Here is a 14,959-nt window from a genome sequence, read left to right on the forward strand (position 1 = left end):
AGGGCAAATTGTAATTTGCCCTTTTTTTAACCCATAAATTTTGAAAAGAAAACTAAAACTACTTTTACTACTATCCCTATCGGTATTTTTAGTTATCATTATTTTGAAGAAACCCAAGAACAGCATACCGAAAAGCATTGAGCAGGAGGCGAGAATCGCCTTGGGCTACTTTCCGGAACTCAATGGCATCCCTATTGAATTCAAGTTCAAAAAGAACATCAAAAAATCGGTGATGCAGGCCCAACCTACATGGAGTGGACTGCTAAAACCAAAGAACAAGCGCAGCTATGTGATCCTCATCAGCGAAAAGTTCAAGATTTCCGGAGAGGAGTTCAAGACCGTAGATGTACCCAGCGATGTATTGATAGGCTGGATAGGCCACGAACTTGGGCACGTTATGGACTACCAGGAGCGGGGGAACCTCAACCTGATCGGTTTTGGTATCCGCTATGTGATGCTGAAGGAGTTTGTGAAAAAAGCGGAACGCGCCGCGGATTCTTTTGCCGTATCTAGGGGAATGTCCGAATACATTCTGAAAACAAAGCGGTTTATCCTCAACAACTCAGAAATAGACGAGACCTACAAGACACGCATCAAACAATACTACCTTTCTCCGGATGAGATTATGGAAATGGTAAAAGAACTGGATTCGATAGAAGGAAATGGTTAAGCTTTTTGGGATACAAAATCCTCCCACTCCTTAAAACGTTCCTCTCCCATTACACGCTCCATTTTCACTTGGCCTCCCTTTTTCTTATTGGCACCGTTCCATTCGGAAAACATTTTCTGCGGTACAAAATGCACCTTTACACCTTCCAAGGCCTTGCTACGGGCCACCTTATAATTTTTGTTGGCCTCTTTCAGATAATCGTCCAGCACCTGTGCCGTTTTTTCTGTATCCAGATCACTATCGGAACCCAAATACCATGAATGATAGAACCCATCATCAAAACGTTTTGCACATAGTGTATACTCCGGAACTTTAATGTTCAGTTCTTCTTCCAAATGCTTTACGGCATCGTTCAATTTGTTCACGGAAAGCTGTGATCCCACGGTATTCAAAAAGAACTTGGTACGGCCGGTAATCTTTATTTCCGCCCTCTCCACATCCGTAAAAGCGATGGTATCCCCAATAATGTAACGCCAAGCTCCCGTAACGGTGGAAATGATCAGTACATAATCCACGTCCTCCTCTACCTCATCCAACGTAACCGATGGGGCATCGTTGCTCAAAGAACCATCTTGGTTTACATATTGGGGCTCAAAGGGAACAAACTCAAAATAGATTCCGTTATCGGTAATGAGTTTCATGGCAGTGGTCTCCGGTCTGTTCTGACAAGCAAAAAAACCTTCGGAGGCCAAATACGTATCTATGATCTGAATGGGATGCCCCAAGAGTGCATTGAAACTTTTTTCGTAGGGATCAAAAGCAACACCTCCAGAGGTATATGCCTGTAGATTGGGCCATATGTCGTGGATGTTATCGACCCCATGGTAATCGATCACCTTTTTGAGCATGAGCTCCATCCACGAAGGAATACCGCTCAAGGCACCGATATCCCAATTTTTGGCGTTCTTGGCTATGGAAAGGACCCTCTCGTCCCAATCATCAATTTTAGCGATCTCATCACCGGGTTTATAATATTTTTTAAACCAAAAAGGAATGTTACTGGCACTGATACCACTGATTTCCCCCTCTTTTTTGCCATCTCGCTCTTTCAAATTGGTCGAACTACCGAGCATCATAATCTCCTTTTCGAAAAAATCTGCCGGCATATCAAAATTGCTCATGGCATAAACTTGATGCCTTCCCGCACGGGTAATGGAATCCACCATGTCCTTGGTAACAGGGATTCTTTTTGATTTTTTACCGGTAGTACCGGATGACAGGGCAAAAAAATCGGGGCTTCCGGGCCAGGTCACATCGGGTTCGCCCGCTATGGTCTTGTTCCACCACTCTTCCGTGATCTTATTGTAATCGTGGTACGGTATGGCCTCGGAAAAGGCTTTTTGCATCGCATCCGATTCCAAAATAGAAGTGAATTGATAGTGTTTGCCAAATTGAGTATCCTTCGCCTTTTCCAATAATTCTTTTAGGACCTCTTTTTGTTCCTCCACCGGATTTTCCTCTTTGCTGAGGGCGTCCCGTGCTTCTATAACGCCTTTTATAATGTTGCCTATGATTGCCATAATGGGAAATTTCCGTCCAATGTACCCATATCCGTGAAAGCGCGCTTACTCAATCCATTTTAAGATTGACTTAAATCATCTTACGACATGGGTGTCACAAAGAAAGGGGAAGTCTTTTTGGCAACCTTCTCTGTTTTGGGTTGGCCTAAATTATCCGAAACAATGGAAAACAAAGGTTGTGGAGTCTCGTCGTGAACGGTTACTTGACCTGTGTATGCATCAATTTCGACAACGATCAAGGAAAGATAATCCATCAGGTGTTCTGCCTTCTTGATGAGTATCTTTACCACCTCTAACCGAACGGCATATTCTAGGTCCACCATGCGCTCTTGGCCCAGACCATATTTGTTTTTCGAAGTTTTCCAGATGATTTCCAAGTCAACTATTTTTTGCGAAAATAGCCTTTATAATATTTAGTTTACAATTAGGATAAGTTAATTTAACATTTATGATCAATTCCCGCATCTCCGTTTCTCAGGCTGCAATTCCTCACTATGGTTGCTCAAGGGTGCATTCAGGAGGGTTCAAACATTTATTTTTAAGACTTTTATAGCGTTTAGTGGTTTGGACTTCTTAATGTTTTCATAAATATGAAAATCAAATGGTTGCATAGTTAAAAAATATCAAACTAACTCTTATATTTAGCAGATTACGAATAATTTTAAAAACAAAAAATGACCCAGGAGTTACTAGAAAAGGCGGAAGAGTTTGAGAAAAGGCCCATGAGCCACATGTCCACCAGCGATAGGGTTCAGGCCTCAAGAGAAGCAAAGAGTTTAATTCTCTCCATAAACGAGATCTATAAGAAAACAAAGGATTCCAAACTTATGGAAACCATGAAGAACATTACGGCTAAAAAACGTAAGATAGAAAAACGACTCAAGGGCTCGCCGTTGGCCTAAGATTTCTATCAACCACTAACTTTTATGGAAGGATATCGTCATTCGTAAGTGTCGGCATCCTTCCATAATTGTTTATACCCCTCACCTATTAAATCATAACCTATTGTTTTTCAGTGTTTAAAGATTAAAAAAGACCTTCTTTTTTCCATTTTAGGTCTGTTTTCCCATTTACATAACTTTTAGAACCAATTATGTCCAATTTACTGCAACCAATAAAAATCTGGATTGTAGACACTGTGTTTTGAATAATTTAGAAGTGTATTTAACTCAACTAAATAACAAACACTCACAAAAATGAACACTGTTGAAGCAAAACTAGGTTACCTCTTTTGGTACGCTGTAATTGCACTATCCGTTTACTCCCTTTTCAGTAGCATTTACCTTTACATTAATTAAACTATACTAAACACTACCACATCAATCAATTTCACCAATAGTTAATAATGTGTTCTCACGGGGCTCCTGATCAGGCGCCCTTTTTTATTTCCATTCCATTCTCGGTAAGAATACTAGTTTATCATGGGAACTTTTCCATTATTTCTCCTGTAGGCCTCTTGCGTGCATCCAGTTTTTGACACGCTGCCTGTATTTTGGGTATATCTCGTTTCAAAAGATACCGTTGTCAACATTTTGCTCCTCTATCAAATCAACAACTTCATCAATCTGCAAAGCTATTTTTGTAACTGGTTCTGTGTAACGCCCATACTTGCCTATTTATGACAAAGATCATGTGGAGAGCTTTCAAAAAAACTGATATTGATCAGAGCATATAGGTTAGTGAACGATTTTGTGATGTTTTACCAAATACGCGGTTTGAAGCACAATTTTTTTTGCAAAAAACTGTTTGATAATAATAACTGAATGAATTTTCTTACGACACCAAGTGCGGCGGAAAAATATAGACTGTTCGCTGTTTTGAACAGATGAGTTGACAAGTATTAATAATAAGCTCCCGATTTAGATACTTAACATGCCGTTGATATCCTCAAAAAAAGAACTGATTTTCCCTTTGGCAATATTTGTCTTTTTTATTGCCATAGTATTCGCTCTGTGGAACAATTCGCTCAATACCCAAAAATCAATCTACGTTAGGGAAATACAAAATACGGGAAGTCTTAGGGCAAAGGAATTCTTCTCCTTGGTAGAGTACAACATCAAATCCTTGGAGAACCTAAAACAGCGAATTGAAATGACCAATGGGTCCTACTTTGATTACTGGGAACGGGATGCCACCTTGATTATGGCACAAAATTCATCCTTTAGGTTTGTGGAATGGCTGGATAGTTCCATGGTCATACAAAAAGTTATCCCGATTGAGGAAAACAAAGCTGCCATTGGGCTAGATCTTACCACCCACCCCAGATATCCCGAATGGAAAAAACACATAAGCGATTCAACCACCAATATTTCGCCCTGGACGAAACTGTACCAAGGAGGCAGTGCCTTTCTTGTGGATGCACCTGTGTATTTGAACGGCCGCTTTATGGGTTCGGTAACAGCGGGCATGGATTTTACTGCACCATTTAATGAGTTGGCGGCCGATTTGGACAAATATGCAATTCAAGTAGAGGACGAAACAGGCACCATATTTTATTCCAAAAACAATCCGAGGACAAACGAAATCGGAAAAGAATTTATTTTCACCACATCTTTTGAGGTGGACGCACTTGATGGACAAACATGGAAGTTCTCCCTTATGCCCGCCGAGCTAAACTTTTTGGCCAAAAGAAAACAATCCACTTACATCTATTTGGCATTTGGGCTCCTGCTTTCCTTGCTAACCAGTTCCTTGGTATATTTCTACAGATCTTCCAGAAAAAAGAACAAGAACTTGCACGATGCCAACCTAAAACTAAAAGACCTCAACACATCCTTGAAAAAAGAACAGTTGAGAGCGGAAAAGGCATCCAAATCAAAAACGGAGTTCATATCCAATATGAGCCATGAAATTAGGACCCCATTAAATGCAATCATTGGGTTTATTGAAGTTTTAAAACTTTCGGAGATACAGAGTTCCCTACAAGAATATCTTTCCCTTATGGATATTTCCTCCAAAAAACTGCTCCTTTTGGTGAACGACATCCTTGAAATCGACAAAATAGAATCGGGAAAAACAACTTTTAGGAACGACATTTTCTCCCCTTTGGATGAACTAAAAAACATTATCAGGATTTATAGGCGAACTGCTGAAGAAAAAGGTCTCTATATCGATTTGAACCAAGCATCGCAAAGCCAAGTGGAAGCCTTTGGGGATATCGGGAAATACGGTCAGATAATAACCAATATTTTGCGAAACTCCTTGAAATTCACAGAAAAAGGAGGAATTACCATCTCCTACGAAGAACATATAGTGGATAACGACCTTTCGATTGCCATTTCCATAAAAGACTCTGGAATTGGCATCCCAAAAGATAAACTAAACACCATTTTTGACCGATTTACACAAGTAGAGGTCGGAAAGGCCAAACGTCATGAAGGTAGCGGACTTGGATTGTACATTACCTCCAAACTTGTAGAGCTCCTAGAGGGGAAAATTGATGTGACAAGTCAAGAAAACTTAGGAACCGAATTTCATTTATCCCTTAAATTCCCTGTTTCGGACAGTAGTGGCTCCGTAAACAGTAAAGGACAAGAATCGATTGATTTGAGCGGCTGTCGGGTTCTGATTGTAGATGATAACCGAGTGAATGTAATTGTACTACAGAAAACCCTCGAAAATTTGGGGGTCCATTCCGATTCGGTCACCAATGGGGTCGAGGCCATCGAAGCCGTCAAAAGAAATGGCTACCATTTGGTCTTCATGGATGTCCACATGCCAAAAATGGACGGCTTTAAGGCTACCATGGAAATTAGAAAGTTTAATGAAACCATCGGAATAATTGGCCTTTCGGCAGATGTAACAAAAGAAGCGATCGATGAGGCCAAAGGTGTTGGCATGAACGACTATTTTACCAAACCCATTTCTTTTGAAAAGCTAAGAAAACACTTGCCCAATTACCTCATCAAAATATCCTAAAGCTTCCCTCCCATTTTTTCTGCTCAATACCAAAAAGTCAACTATTGTTCATAAAGAAAATCATTATGGTAGTATATTTGGGTAGATGAACAAAAGATGACCATTCTTTGCAAAAATCAAACGTAAGTATTGGATCGTCTTGCTGACCAACAGCTTAAAGTGTCGGTAACCAAAACAAAGCAATTGAGCAAAAACCTACTTTTGATCCTTACCCGTAACCCCGAACTTGGTAAATGCAAAACCCGATTGGCCGCCAAAGTGGGAGACCAAGCAGCTTTGGACATTTATAGCTTTTTATTGGACAAGACCGTATCGTTTACCAAAGATTTGAAGGTCGAAAAATGGGTCTATTATTCAGAAACCATTTGGATGGATGATATTTGGGACAACAAGGTCTACAAAAAGAAACTTCAGGTCGGGAACGATTTAGGCGAACGGATGATGAACGCTTTCGATGAAGGATTCAAGGCAGGTTTTGAGAACATCATTATTATAGGCAGCGATATGTTTCACCTCGACCAAACCGATTTGGAAGCAGCTTTCTCCAAATTTAAAGACTATAAGTATGTGGTGGGGCCTGCTGAAGATGGCGGATACTATCTTTTGGGCATGAAGTCCTTAAAAAAGGAACTGTTCCAAAACAAAGAATGGGGCACAAATACTGTACTTGCTGATACATTATCCGACATAAAAGATGAAAAGTTTGTGCTTTTAGATGAGAAGAATGATGTGGATTACTATGAAGACATTAAAGACATTGAGGCCTTTGCGCCATTTTTAAAACATATGGAAGAATGACAAAAATACAGATAGCAGAATCCGTTGAATACTTAAAAAAACGAGGTTTTGAAACACCAGAAATTGGTATAGTTCTAGGTACGGGATTAGGACAATTGGTGGACAACATAGAAAACCCCATTGAGGCCCATTACAACCATATTCCGCATTTCCCATTGGCCACCGTGGAATTCCATACGGGCAAATTGATCTATGGCACCATCGAGGGCAAAAAAGTCATCGTAATGCAAGGACGTTTTCACTTGTATGAAGGTTACGATTTTATCGATATAACCTACCCCATACGTGTAATGCACCAATTGGGCATCAAACAATTGTTCGTGTCCAATGCTGCGGGAGCCATTAATCTTGACTTTAAAAAAGGGGATATTATGCTGATCGAAGATCACATTAACCTTCAAGGAGGTTCACCTTTGGCATTTAAAAATGTATCCGAGTTCGGCGACCGATTTGTGGATATGAGCGAGCCTTACGACCCAGAAATGCGCAAAAAAGTGGAATCCATCGCCGCTCGTGAAAACATTTCCTTGAAAAAGGGAGTATATGCCTCCGTGGTAGGACCACAACTGGAAACCAAGGCAGAATACCGAATGCTCAAGATCATGGGTGCCGACGCCGTGGGAATGAGCACCGTCCCCGAAGTAATTGTTGCGAATCATTTACGACTACCCATTGTAGCGGTATCGGTATTGACCGATGAATGCGACCCCGACAACCTGCAACCTGTCGAAGTCCAAGAAATTTTGAAGATTGCAGGGCAAACGGAACCCAAAATGATTAAACTATTCAAAGAACTGATCAAAGAATTATGAGCTATTTAGACGCCACCCAAGACCTATACAAACAAGCGGCCCTAACACCCGATGTCGGGCTTTGCTGCACCACCAACCCCATTTGGCAGTTCCCCGGGCTTTCCATTCCCAAGATCATGCAAGAGATGAACTACGGCTGCGGAAGCACCGTTTCCGCACAGGATTTGGTCAACAATCCCAAAATTCTATATGTTGGTGTAGGAGGCGGAATGGAACTATTGCAATTCTCTTATTTTTCCAGACAAAAAGGTGGAGTTGTGGGTGTGGATTCCGTGGACGAAATGCTGGAAGCTTCCCGAAAGAACTTCAAAATAGCCGAAGAAGAAAACGATTGGTTCAAGAGCGAATACGTGAATTTGGTGAAAGGGGATGCATTGAACCTTCCCGTTACCGATGAAAGTATCGATGTAGCCGCACAAAATTGCCTTTTCAATATTTTTAAGATAGATAATCTTAAAAAAGCCGTTTCCGAAATGTACCGGGTACTAAAGCCCCACGGAAGATTGGTGATGAGCGATCCCATTTGCGAACAACCTATGAGTGACGAGCTTCGCAATGATGATAGACTTAGGGCTCAATGCCTGAGCGGCAGCATTCCTTTGAAGGAATATGTTAAAGTACTGACCGATGCTGGTTTTGGCACTATTGAAATTAGAGGTAAGCGATCGTATAGGGTGTTATCACCGAACCATTATCCCACAAAAGAGCTTATTCATATCGAATCTATTGAAATAGCTGCCATTAAAGACCCCATGCCAGCGGATGGCCCCTGTGTTTTTACGGGTAAAACAGCCATTTATTTTGGAAATGAAGCTTATTTTGATGATCAGAAAGGACATGTGCTACAACAAAACCAACCCTTGGCGGTCTGCGATAAAACCGCAGCAGCTTTGGCCAATGCTTCTGATGAAATCTTTATAAGTGAAAGTACATACCACTACAACGGTGGCGGGTGTTGCTAGTTTATTTTGAAATAGCTCCTTTAGAAGACTCATAATCCAATAAAATCCCCTCGGAAATCCATTTGGCCAATGCCTGTCGGTTATCGGGGTCCAGGATTCTACGTTGGTCCTTTTTGTTTCTGATGTTGCCTATTTCGATGTAAGCCATGGCCGGAAGCGTGTTTTTAACTACGTACAAACTGCTTCTTTCCATAAAGGTTCCGTTGTACAATCGGTTGGGCTGGAATTTTTTATACTTCCTCAAAAATGTCTGGTGAATACTTTCCGCAAGCCTTTTTCCGTTGGTACTCTTTTCGTGATGGTAGAAAAATACATCGATATTGGTACCCTCGCCCCTGCTATCCACGTGTGTGACCAAAAGACGTTGATATTTACCTGAATTCTTAGCATACAAATCGTTTACAGCTTTGGTACGTTGCTTCAAACGCTCCAATTGGTCTAGCGGGATAGGCTGTGATTGAACGGTTTCGTCCGTATCCAGTTCAAGGATTCTTTTGTCCCTAATTCCATCATTATCATCTTGGACAATGATATGTACTTCCGACCCGTGGGATATCAGCTCGCGGGCCAATCTTAGGGTCACATCATAGGCGTACTCATCCTCTGCAATCAATTTACCGTTATGCTTTTCAATGGCCCCTGGGTCTGGCCCACCGTGTCCCGAAATCAAGTAGTAAACAGTATTGCTCAAACGGGAACTAACCTTGTCTACCTTTTTAAAGTCCTCCCCAAAAATGGAATAGGTGGTGCCCTCTTCCACTACTTCTACCGTTTTTGTCTCCAAAGTATCGGGCAGCATATACCGCTTCCCCAGAATTAAGGATTCATCCTCGCCCAAATCCTCTGCATTTAGTTTCACAAAGTTGTTGTAATGTTTTGTTGGGCTCACCCCGTGTCGTCGCAGCAACGAATAAATACCATCGCCTTCTTGGGCCATGACTTTGGGAAAATCCTCTTGGCCCCATAAGGTGTACTGAAATATAAACAAAACGCCCAGCAATGGCGTAAACCAATTAAGTCTCATTTAATTCTCAAATTCTATATCAACATAATCATTCATTATGCCATTGCTGATCAAATTGGCAAATTCTTTTTGGTTGGGTCGCAAGGAAATTTTACTATCTGATTGGTTAGAAGTGTTCTCAAGGGTCAACAGACTTATGGCGGGCAGAATATTTTTGGCCAAGTACAGGCTGTTTTTGTCCTTAAAAATCAAGCTGGCTTCGTTGAATGTTTTGTTGGAGATATTGTTTTTCTTGAAAACGTTCTGGATATTTTGTGCAAATCGTTGGCCCTGTTCGCTTTTATTATAATGATAAACAGCTACATCCAAATTTCCGTTTCCAGTAACATGCTCCGAACGAATGACCAAAACCCGTTGGTATTTTCCTGAGTTCTGCAAGTATCGCTTATTGATGACCTTGATATAATCCCCCATGGAGCTTGTCCTTGATTCGAGAGGCTCCTCAAGGTTTGATGAAGAATCATCGCCGAGAACATAAACCTTGGCACCGTTCACCATTAACTCGGCCGCCAAACGTTTTGTTATTTCCTTTACAAAGTCAGTATTGTTCTTGGTGTTCTCCGTGACCAAATAGTACACCGCATCTTTCAGCTTATCACTTTTGAGGGACATCTGGGCCAACTCTTTATCAAAAATAGGCGCCTCCACACCTTGAGTGGGCTCAACCAAAACCCCGGTCTTTTTAAATGAATCGTCTGCGTAGGGCACCTTATATTCCTTACCCAGTTTTAACGTGCCGCCCTCTGAAATCCTATCTGAGTTCAGCTCCAAAAAGGCTCCGTAGTGCTTGGCAGGATCCAGCCCCTGTTTACGAAGAAGTGAAAAAATACCATCGCCCTGCTCGGCAGTAACGGTATAAAAGTTGTCCTCTTGTGCAAAAATAATGGTACAGGCACACGCCCAAAACAGAAGGGTCGATTTTAATTTCATTACGCTATATTTTTGGGGAGGGTGCGCTACAAATATGGCGAAAAATCAGAAACATCCACCATTCCTTAAGATAAAAATTCCCACAATTTATCGACAAGCCTTAAAGACTCGATTTTTTGATTTGGGTGTACTGCCTTCTAATGATGGATTCCGCTGGTTTATTTTGGGGCGTAAAACGGTTGTCCGCATGTCCACCAACTTGATCGTGCTGCATAAACCATTTCCAGACGAATCCCCCAGCAAACCAATCCTCATTCCAAAATTCATCAAAGATTACCTGCGTAGCATCAGCTTGTGCCTTGAGGTTCACATCCATTTGGTTACGGTCCACCAACCAAGGTTTTTTGCCCGTAAAATCCATGCTTCGGTATCCAAACTCCGTAAAAAGAATAGGTTTATCTTCCTGTTTGGCAAGTTCCCGCATTTTGGTCTTCCAGGGTTGCCAACCTTCCGTTAACGTTTCTATCGTAGGGTTTTCCCGTTCGCAAAGCGGAAAATAGGCGTTCACACCAATAAAATCCAAATCCGACCAAAAAGGTGTTTTTGCATACTCGTCCCAGTTGGCGGCATAGGTAATCTTGCCCGTGTACACTTCTCTTACCTTTTTAATAAGATCGTTCCAGAACTCTGGCCGTTCGTTCACAAAGGTTTTTAGCTCAGTTCCTATACAAAATATGTCGCTTTGGGTCTCTTCCGCCATCTCGGCATAAAGCAGAATAAATGCTTCGTAGGATGCTTCCAGTTTTTCCCAATCTTCTTCTGAAGGCATTTTCATGTTGCCAGTAAATTGACCATCAAAAATCCAAATTTGGGGTTTTACCATCACGCTTACCCCATTTTGATGCAACTTTTCTATGTACTGCTTTGCTCCTTCCCTGCGCTCTCCATACCATTGCCTATCCGTATTAAAAATCAGTTCGGGGGAATCCAAATCCCTAATAAATCCAAACGGCATCACGGCGGCATAATTGGCACCCACGTTGAGAACGGGGTCGATATGGTGCTGGGCGACTTCCTCCCTCGAGGAGACAAAACTGACACCATTGACTTTATCAAACTTGCTAGTTGCGCAAGAGGCAAAAACAAGCACACATAAATAAATCAGCTTTTTCATAATGATTGTGAACGCTTTAAAAATAATCATTTTAAAACATCATCCGACCGCCAAATTCTTATTAAATTTCATCTTTCTGTTAAGTTTTTACGATAAACCTCGACACATAGAACAATCAAACCCAACCCATGGAACACATTGTCATTATTGGAAATGGAATTGCAGGTGTAACCGCTGCAAGGCACATTCGAAAGCTTTCCGACAAAAAAATCACCATTGTTTCTGCAGAATCCGAATATTTTTTCTCCAGAACAGCTTTGATGTATGTGTACATGGGCCATATGAAGTTTGAGCATACCCAACCATACGAGAACCACTTCTGGAAAAAGAACCGAATAGATTTGGTACAAGGGTACGTGACCAAGGTCAACACCCAAGAAAAATTGCTTCATCTTGATGGTGCTCCAGACCTCAACTACGATAAATTGATTATTGCCACAGGATCAAAACCCAACAAATTTGGATGGCCAGGACAGGATTTGGATGGCGTTCAAGGACTTTATTCCAAACAAGACTTGGAACTGCTGGAGGAAAACGCGCCCAACAACAAGGTTTGCAAACGGGCAGTGATTATTGGTGGTGGACTTATTGGTATCGAATTGGCCGAAATGCTCCGAACCCGCGATATTCCAGTAACGTTTTTAGTTCGTGAAAACAGCTTTTGGAACAGTGTTTTGCCTTCTGGCGAATCAGAAATGATCAACGAACATATCCGCGAGCACCATATAGATTTACGCTTGGGTGCTTCACTCAAGCAAATCACTCCCGATGAAAATGGAAGGGTAAAATCCGTGACACTGTCCGAAACTGGGGAAGAAATTGAATGTGACTTGGTAGGATTGACCGCAGGTGTTACCCCAAATATTGATTTTTTGAAAAACTCGGATATAGAATTAGGTAGAGGAGTAAAGGTAAATCGGTTTTTGGAGACCAATGTTGAAGACGTATACGCCATTGGCGATTGTGCGGAACAGCACGAAGCCATTGGAAATCGACGCCCCATTGAAGCTGTTTGGTACACGGGCCGTATGATGGGCGAAACCCTGGCCCAGACCATTTGCGGCAATCGAATGGAATATAATCCAGGCCATTGGTTCAACTCCGCCAAATTTCTGGACATTGAGTACCAAACCTATGGTTGGGTGTTCCCAGAGAGAAAGAAAAAAGAAAACGAGGCCCATTTCCATTGGAGACATCCCAAAGAAAAACTCTGCATCACCCTTGCGTTTGATAAAGATTCTGAAACCGTGTTGGGCATCAACACCTTTGGCATTCGTTTGCGGCACGAGGTTTTTGATAGATGGCTCAGCGAAAAAAGAACCATTGATTATGTGATGGAGCATCTTAGAGACGCCAATTTTGACCCTGAGTTTTATAAGAATTTTGAATCACAGATCGTGTCCAAATACAATTCTGATTTCGGCAAATCCATCAATCCGAAAAAGAAAAACCTAAAACGCATCTTCCAACTGAATTGATTGGTTGATGGTTAAGGGTTAATGGTTTATTAAAGAGTTTAAATTGTACGAAAAACTGGAGAGGTCATGTCCCATTCGAAAATATCAGAACAAAGAAACAACAAACAATGAACAGTCAAACCTATCATAAAAGTATGGCCCTGACAGGCGAACCACCAAAAAGTTTGAGCTTAAGTCAAAAACTTGCTGTCCTTTTGGGATTATCTGGGATGGGCATTCTGCTTTTGGCCGTTTTCAATGTCAATTTTCCGAACAAGACCTTATGGTTGACCTTGTCTCTTTTGGCCATCACCGTCGGGATTGTTTGGTTTTCTTGGGACGCCTATTCCAAAAAAATCCCTGGGATCAAAAATGATGGGGTTTGGTTCAAGTCGATTTCCAGCCGCGGCTTATGGGGTTGGGTGGCAGGTTTGTCCCTGACAGGTTTCTACATTGTACTCTATTTTTATCCAGAATACCTCGGTCTGGTGAACGGTGGCGACAACAAAGGGGTTATCGGGCTTTTTGACCCGCTCAGTAAATTTTTGAGCGGTAACCCCGCCAGTCAGTGGTTTGTTTACGGCACACTTTATACGGTGGCCATTTTTGCCTTTGGCATCAAGTTTCTTTGGAAATACCGCCATAACCGATACGAAAGGTTGCGCACTTGGAGCGTCATGTTCTTTCAAACCGCCTTTGCGTTCATCATCCCAGAATTGATGGCCCGTTTGAACGGTGATAAAATTTTGGACGGGGGAAGTTTGCCTTATTACGACCTCAAAAATATTTGGCCGCTCAACTATTATAATTTTGAAGGTTATCGCATCAAGGCCTTCCTAAGTTCAGGAGAAATTGGTTTTGCCCTTTTGATTTTCGGCATCCTTTCCATATTTGTGATCACCCCCATCCTTACCTATAAATATGGTAAAAGATGGTATTGCTCCTGGGTCTGTGGCTGCGGCGGATTGGCGGAAACCGCTGGGGACTCATTCAGGCAGTTGAGCGATAAATCTACATTTGCATGGAAAGTGGAACGCTGGGTGGTGCACAGCGTCGTAGTTTTTGTGACTTTGATGACCACCGCGGTCATTTATTCCTATTTGGGAACGGATACCAGTAAATATTGGCTGACCAAAAGCACTTTCTTAATTGGTGTAGCCGTCTTACTTACTTTAGTTTTTGGTTGGGCCATGATTTTTAAAAGAGACCAACTCCAGAAAGATGCGCAGTACGGAGCCATCGGTTATTTTGTGATCATTATAGCGCTGATCGGGTTTCATTTTTTTAGCGGGGACGGACAAATTTTTCTTTTTAAATCCGAAACACTTCGTAAATCATACTCTTTCTTGATTGGAAGCATTTTTTCTGGAGTCATTGGAACAGGGTTCTATCCCATTTTCGGTAGTAGGGTGTGGTGCCGCTTCGGTTGCCCCATGGCCGCCATTTTAGGGTTTCAGCAGAAATTGTTTTCCAGGTTCAGAATTACCACCAATGGGGGGCAATGTATTTCTTGCGGTAACTGCTCGGTATACTGCGAAATGGGCATCGATGTGCGGGCCTACGCCCAGAAAGGAGAGAACATTGTTCGGTCGAGCTGCGTGGGATGCGGAATTTGCTCAGCAGTTTGTCCAAGGGGCGTCCTTAAACTGGAAAACGGTCCGTTGGAGGGAAGAATAGACAGCAACCAAGTATTATTGGGTAACGATGTGGACCTGATGACATTGGTGAACAAAAAATAGATTTCCCTTCTTTTT

The 14,959-nt window shown here is 41.9% G+C and carries 13 protein-coding genes; 8 read left to right on the top strand and 5 right to left on the bottom strand.

What is annotated here, in order from left to right; translation table 11 throughout:
• The first annotated feature begins 40 nt into the window (after window positions 1–40).
• Window positions 41–670, top strand: a complete 630-nt coding sequence (locus SD449_RS10365) for a hypothetical protein (protein WP_318310463.1) — start codon at window positions 41–43, stop codon at window positions 668–670.
• Here the strand turns inward: SD449_RS10365 and SD449_RS10370 are convergent.
• Window positions 667–2,190, bottom strand: a complete 1,524-nt coding sequence (locus SD449_RS10370; RefSeq protein WP_318310464.1) for a GH3 family domain-containing protein — start codon at window positions 2,188–2,190, stop codon at window positions 667–669. The genes SD449_RS10365 and SD449_RS10370 overlap by 4 nt on opposite strands.
• Window positions 2,191–2,270: 80 nt before the next feature.
• Complete coding sequence (locus SD449_RS10375; protein WP_318310465.1) at window positions 2,271–2,567, bottom strand: hypothetical protein; 297 nt, start codon at window positions 2,565–2,567, stop codon at window positions 2,271–2,273.
• 297 nt (window positions 2,568–2,864) lie between these two features.
• Here SD449_RS10375 and SD449_RS10380 point away from each other — a divergent pair, with 297 nt between their 5' ends.
• From SD449_RS10380 to arsM, 5 genes are all read left to right on the top strand, one after another.
• Window positions 2,865–3,092, top strand: a complete 228-nt coding sequence (locus SD449_RS10380; RefSeq protein ID WP_318310467.1) for a hypothetical protein — start codon at window positions 2,865–2,867, stop codon at window positions 3,090–3,092.
• Window positions 3,093–4,062: 970 nt separating this feature from the next.
• Complete coding sequence (locus SD449_RS10385) at window positions 4,063–6,108, top strand: response regulator (RefSeq protein WP_318310469.1); 2,046 nt, start codon at window positions 4,063–4,065, stop codon at window positions 6,106–6,108.
• A gap of 183 nt (window positions 6,109–6,291) precedes the next feature.
• A complete protein-coding gene (locus SD449_RS10390) occupies window positions 6,292–6,906 on the top strand; it encodes a TIGR04282 family arsenosugar biosynthesis glycosyltransferase (RefSeq protein WP_318310470.1) in 615 nt (204 codons plus the stop codon).
• The gene (locus SD449_RS10395; RefSeq protein ID WP_225605428.1) at window positions 6,903–7,718 is read left to right on the top strand and encodes a purine-nucleoside phosphorylase; all 816 of its coding nucleotides are present in this window, start codon (window positions 6,903–6,905) and stop codon (window positions 7,716–7,718) included. Before SD449_RS10390 ends, SD449_RS10395 begins: the two co-directional genes overlap by 4 nt.
• Window positions 7,715–8,680, top strand: coding sequence for an arsenosugar biosynthesis arsenite methyltransferase ArsM (gene arsM / locus SD449_RS10400; protein WP_318310472.1), 966 nt, complete (start codon window positions 7,715–7,717; stop codon window positions 8,678–8,680). The genes SD449_RS10395 and arsM overlap by 4 nt, the downstream gene beginning before the upstream one ends.
• 1 nt (window position 8,681) lies before the next feature.
• Here the strand turns inward: arsM and SD449_RS10405 are convergent, their stop codons facing one another.
• The 3 genes from SD449_RS10405 to SD449_RS10415 form a co-directional block, all read right to left on the bottom strand.
• A complete protein-coding gene (locus tag SD449_RS10405) occupies window positions 8,682–9,704 on the bottom strand; it encodes an N-acetylmuramoyl-L-alanine amidase family protein (RefSeq protein WP_318310473.1) in 1,023 nt (340 codons plus the stop codon).
• Entirely contained in the window at window positions 9,705–10,634 is a 930-nt protein-coding gene (locus SD449_RS10410; RefSeq protein ID WP_318310474.1) for an N-acetylmuramoyl-L-alanine amidase, read from the bottom strand.
• Window positions 10,635–10,734: 100 nt separating this feature from the next.
• Entirely contained in the window at window positions 10,735–11,748 is a 1,014-nt protein-coding gene (locus SD449_RS10415; RefSeq protein ID WP_318310476.1) for a glycoside hydrolase family 113, read from the bottom strand.
• Between the two features lie 128 nt (window positions 11,749–11,876).
• Between SD449_RS10415 and SD449_RS10420 the strand changes: the two genes are divergently transcribed.
• Window positions 11,877–13,226, top strand: a complete 1,350-nt coding sequence (locus tag SD449_RS10420; protein WP_318310478.1) for an NAD(P)/FAD-dependent oxidoreductase — start codon at window positions 11,877–11,879, stop codon at window positions 13,224–13,226.
• Between the two features lie 107 nt (window positions 13,227–13,333).
• The gene (locus SD449_RS10425; RefSeq protein ID WP_318310480.1) at window positions 13,334–14,944 is read left to right on the top strand and encodes a 4Fe-4S binding protein; all 1,611 of its coding nucleotides are present in this window, start codon (window positions 13,334–13,336) and stop codon (window positions 14,942–14,944) included.
• Window positions 14,945–14,959: the final 15 nt, after the last annotated feature.

Source organism: Flagellimonas crocea (genome assembly GCF_033441595.1).
In the GTDB taxonomy this organism is placed as follows: domain Bacteria; phylum Bacteroidota; class Bacteroidia; order Flavobacteriales; family Flavobacteriaceae; genus Flagellimonas; species Flagellimonas crocea.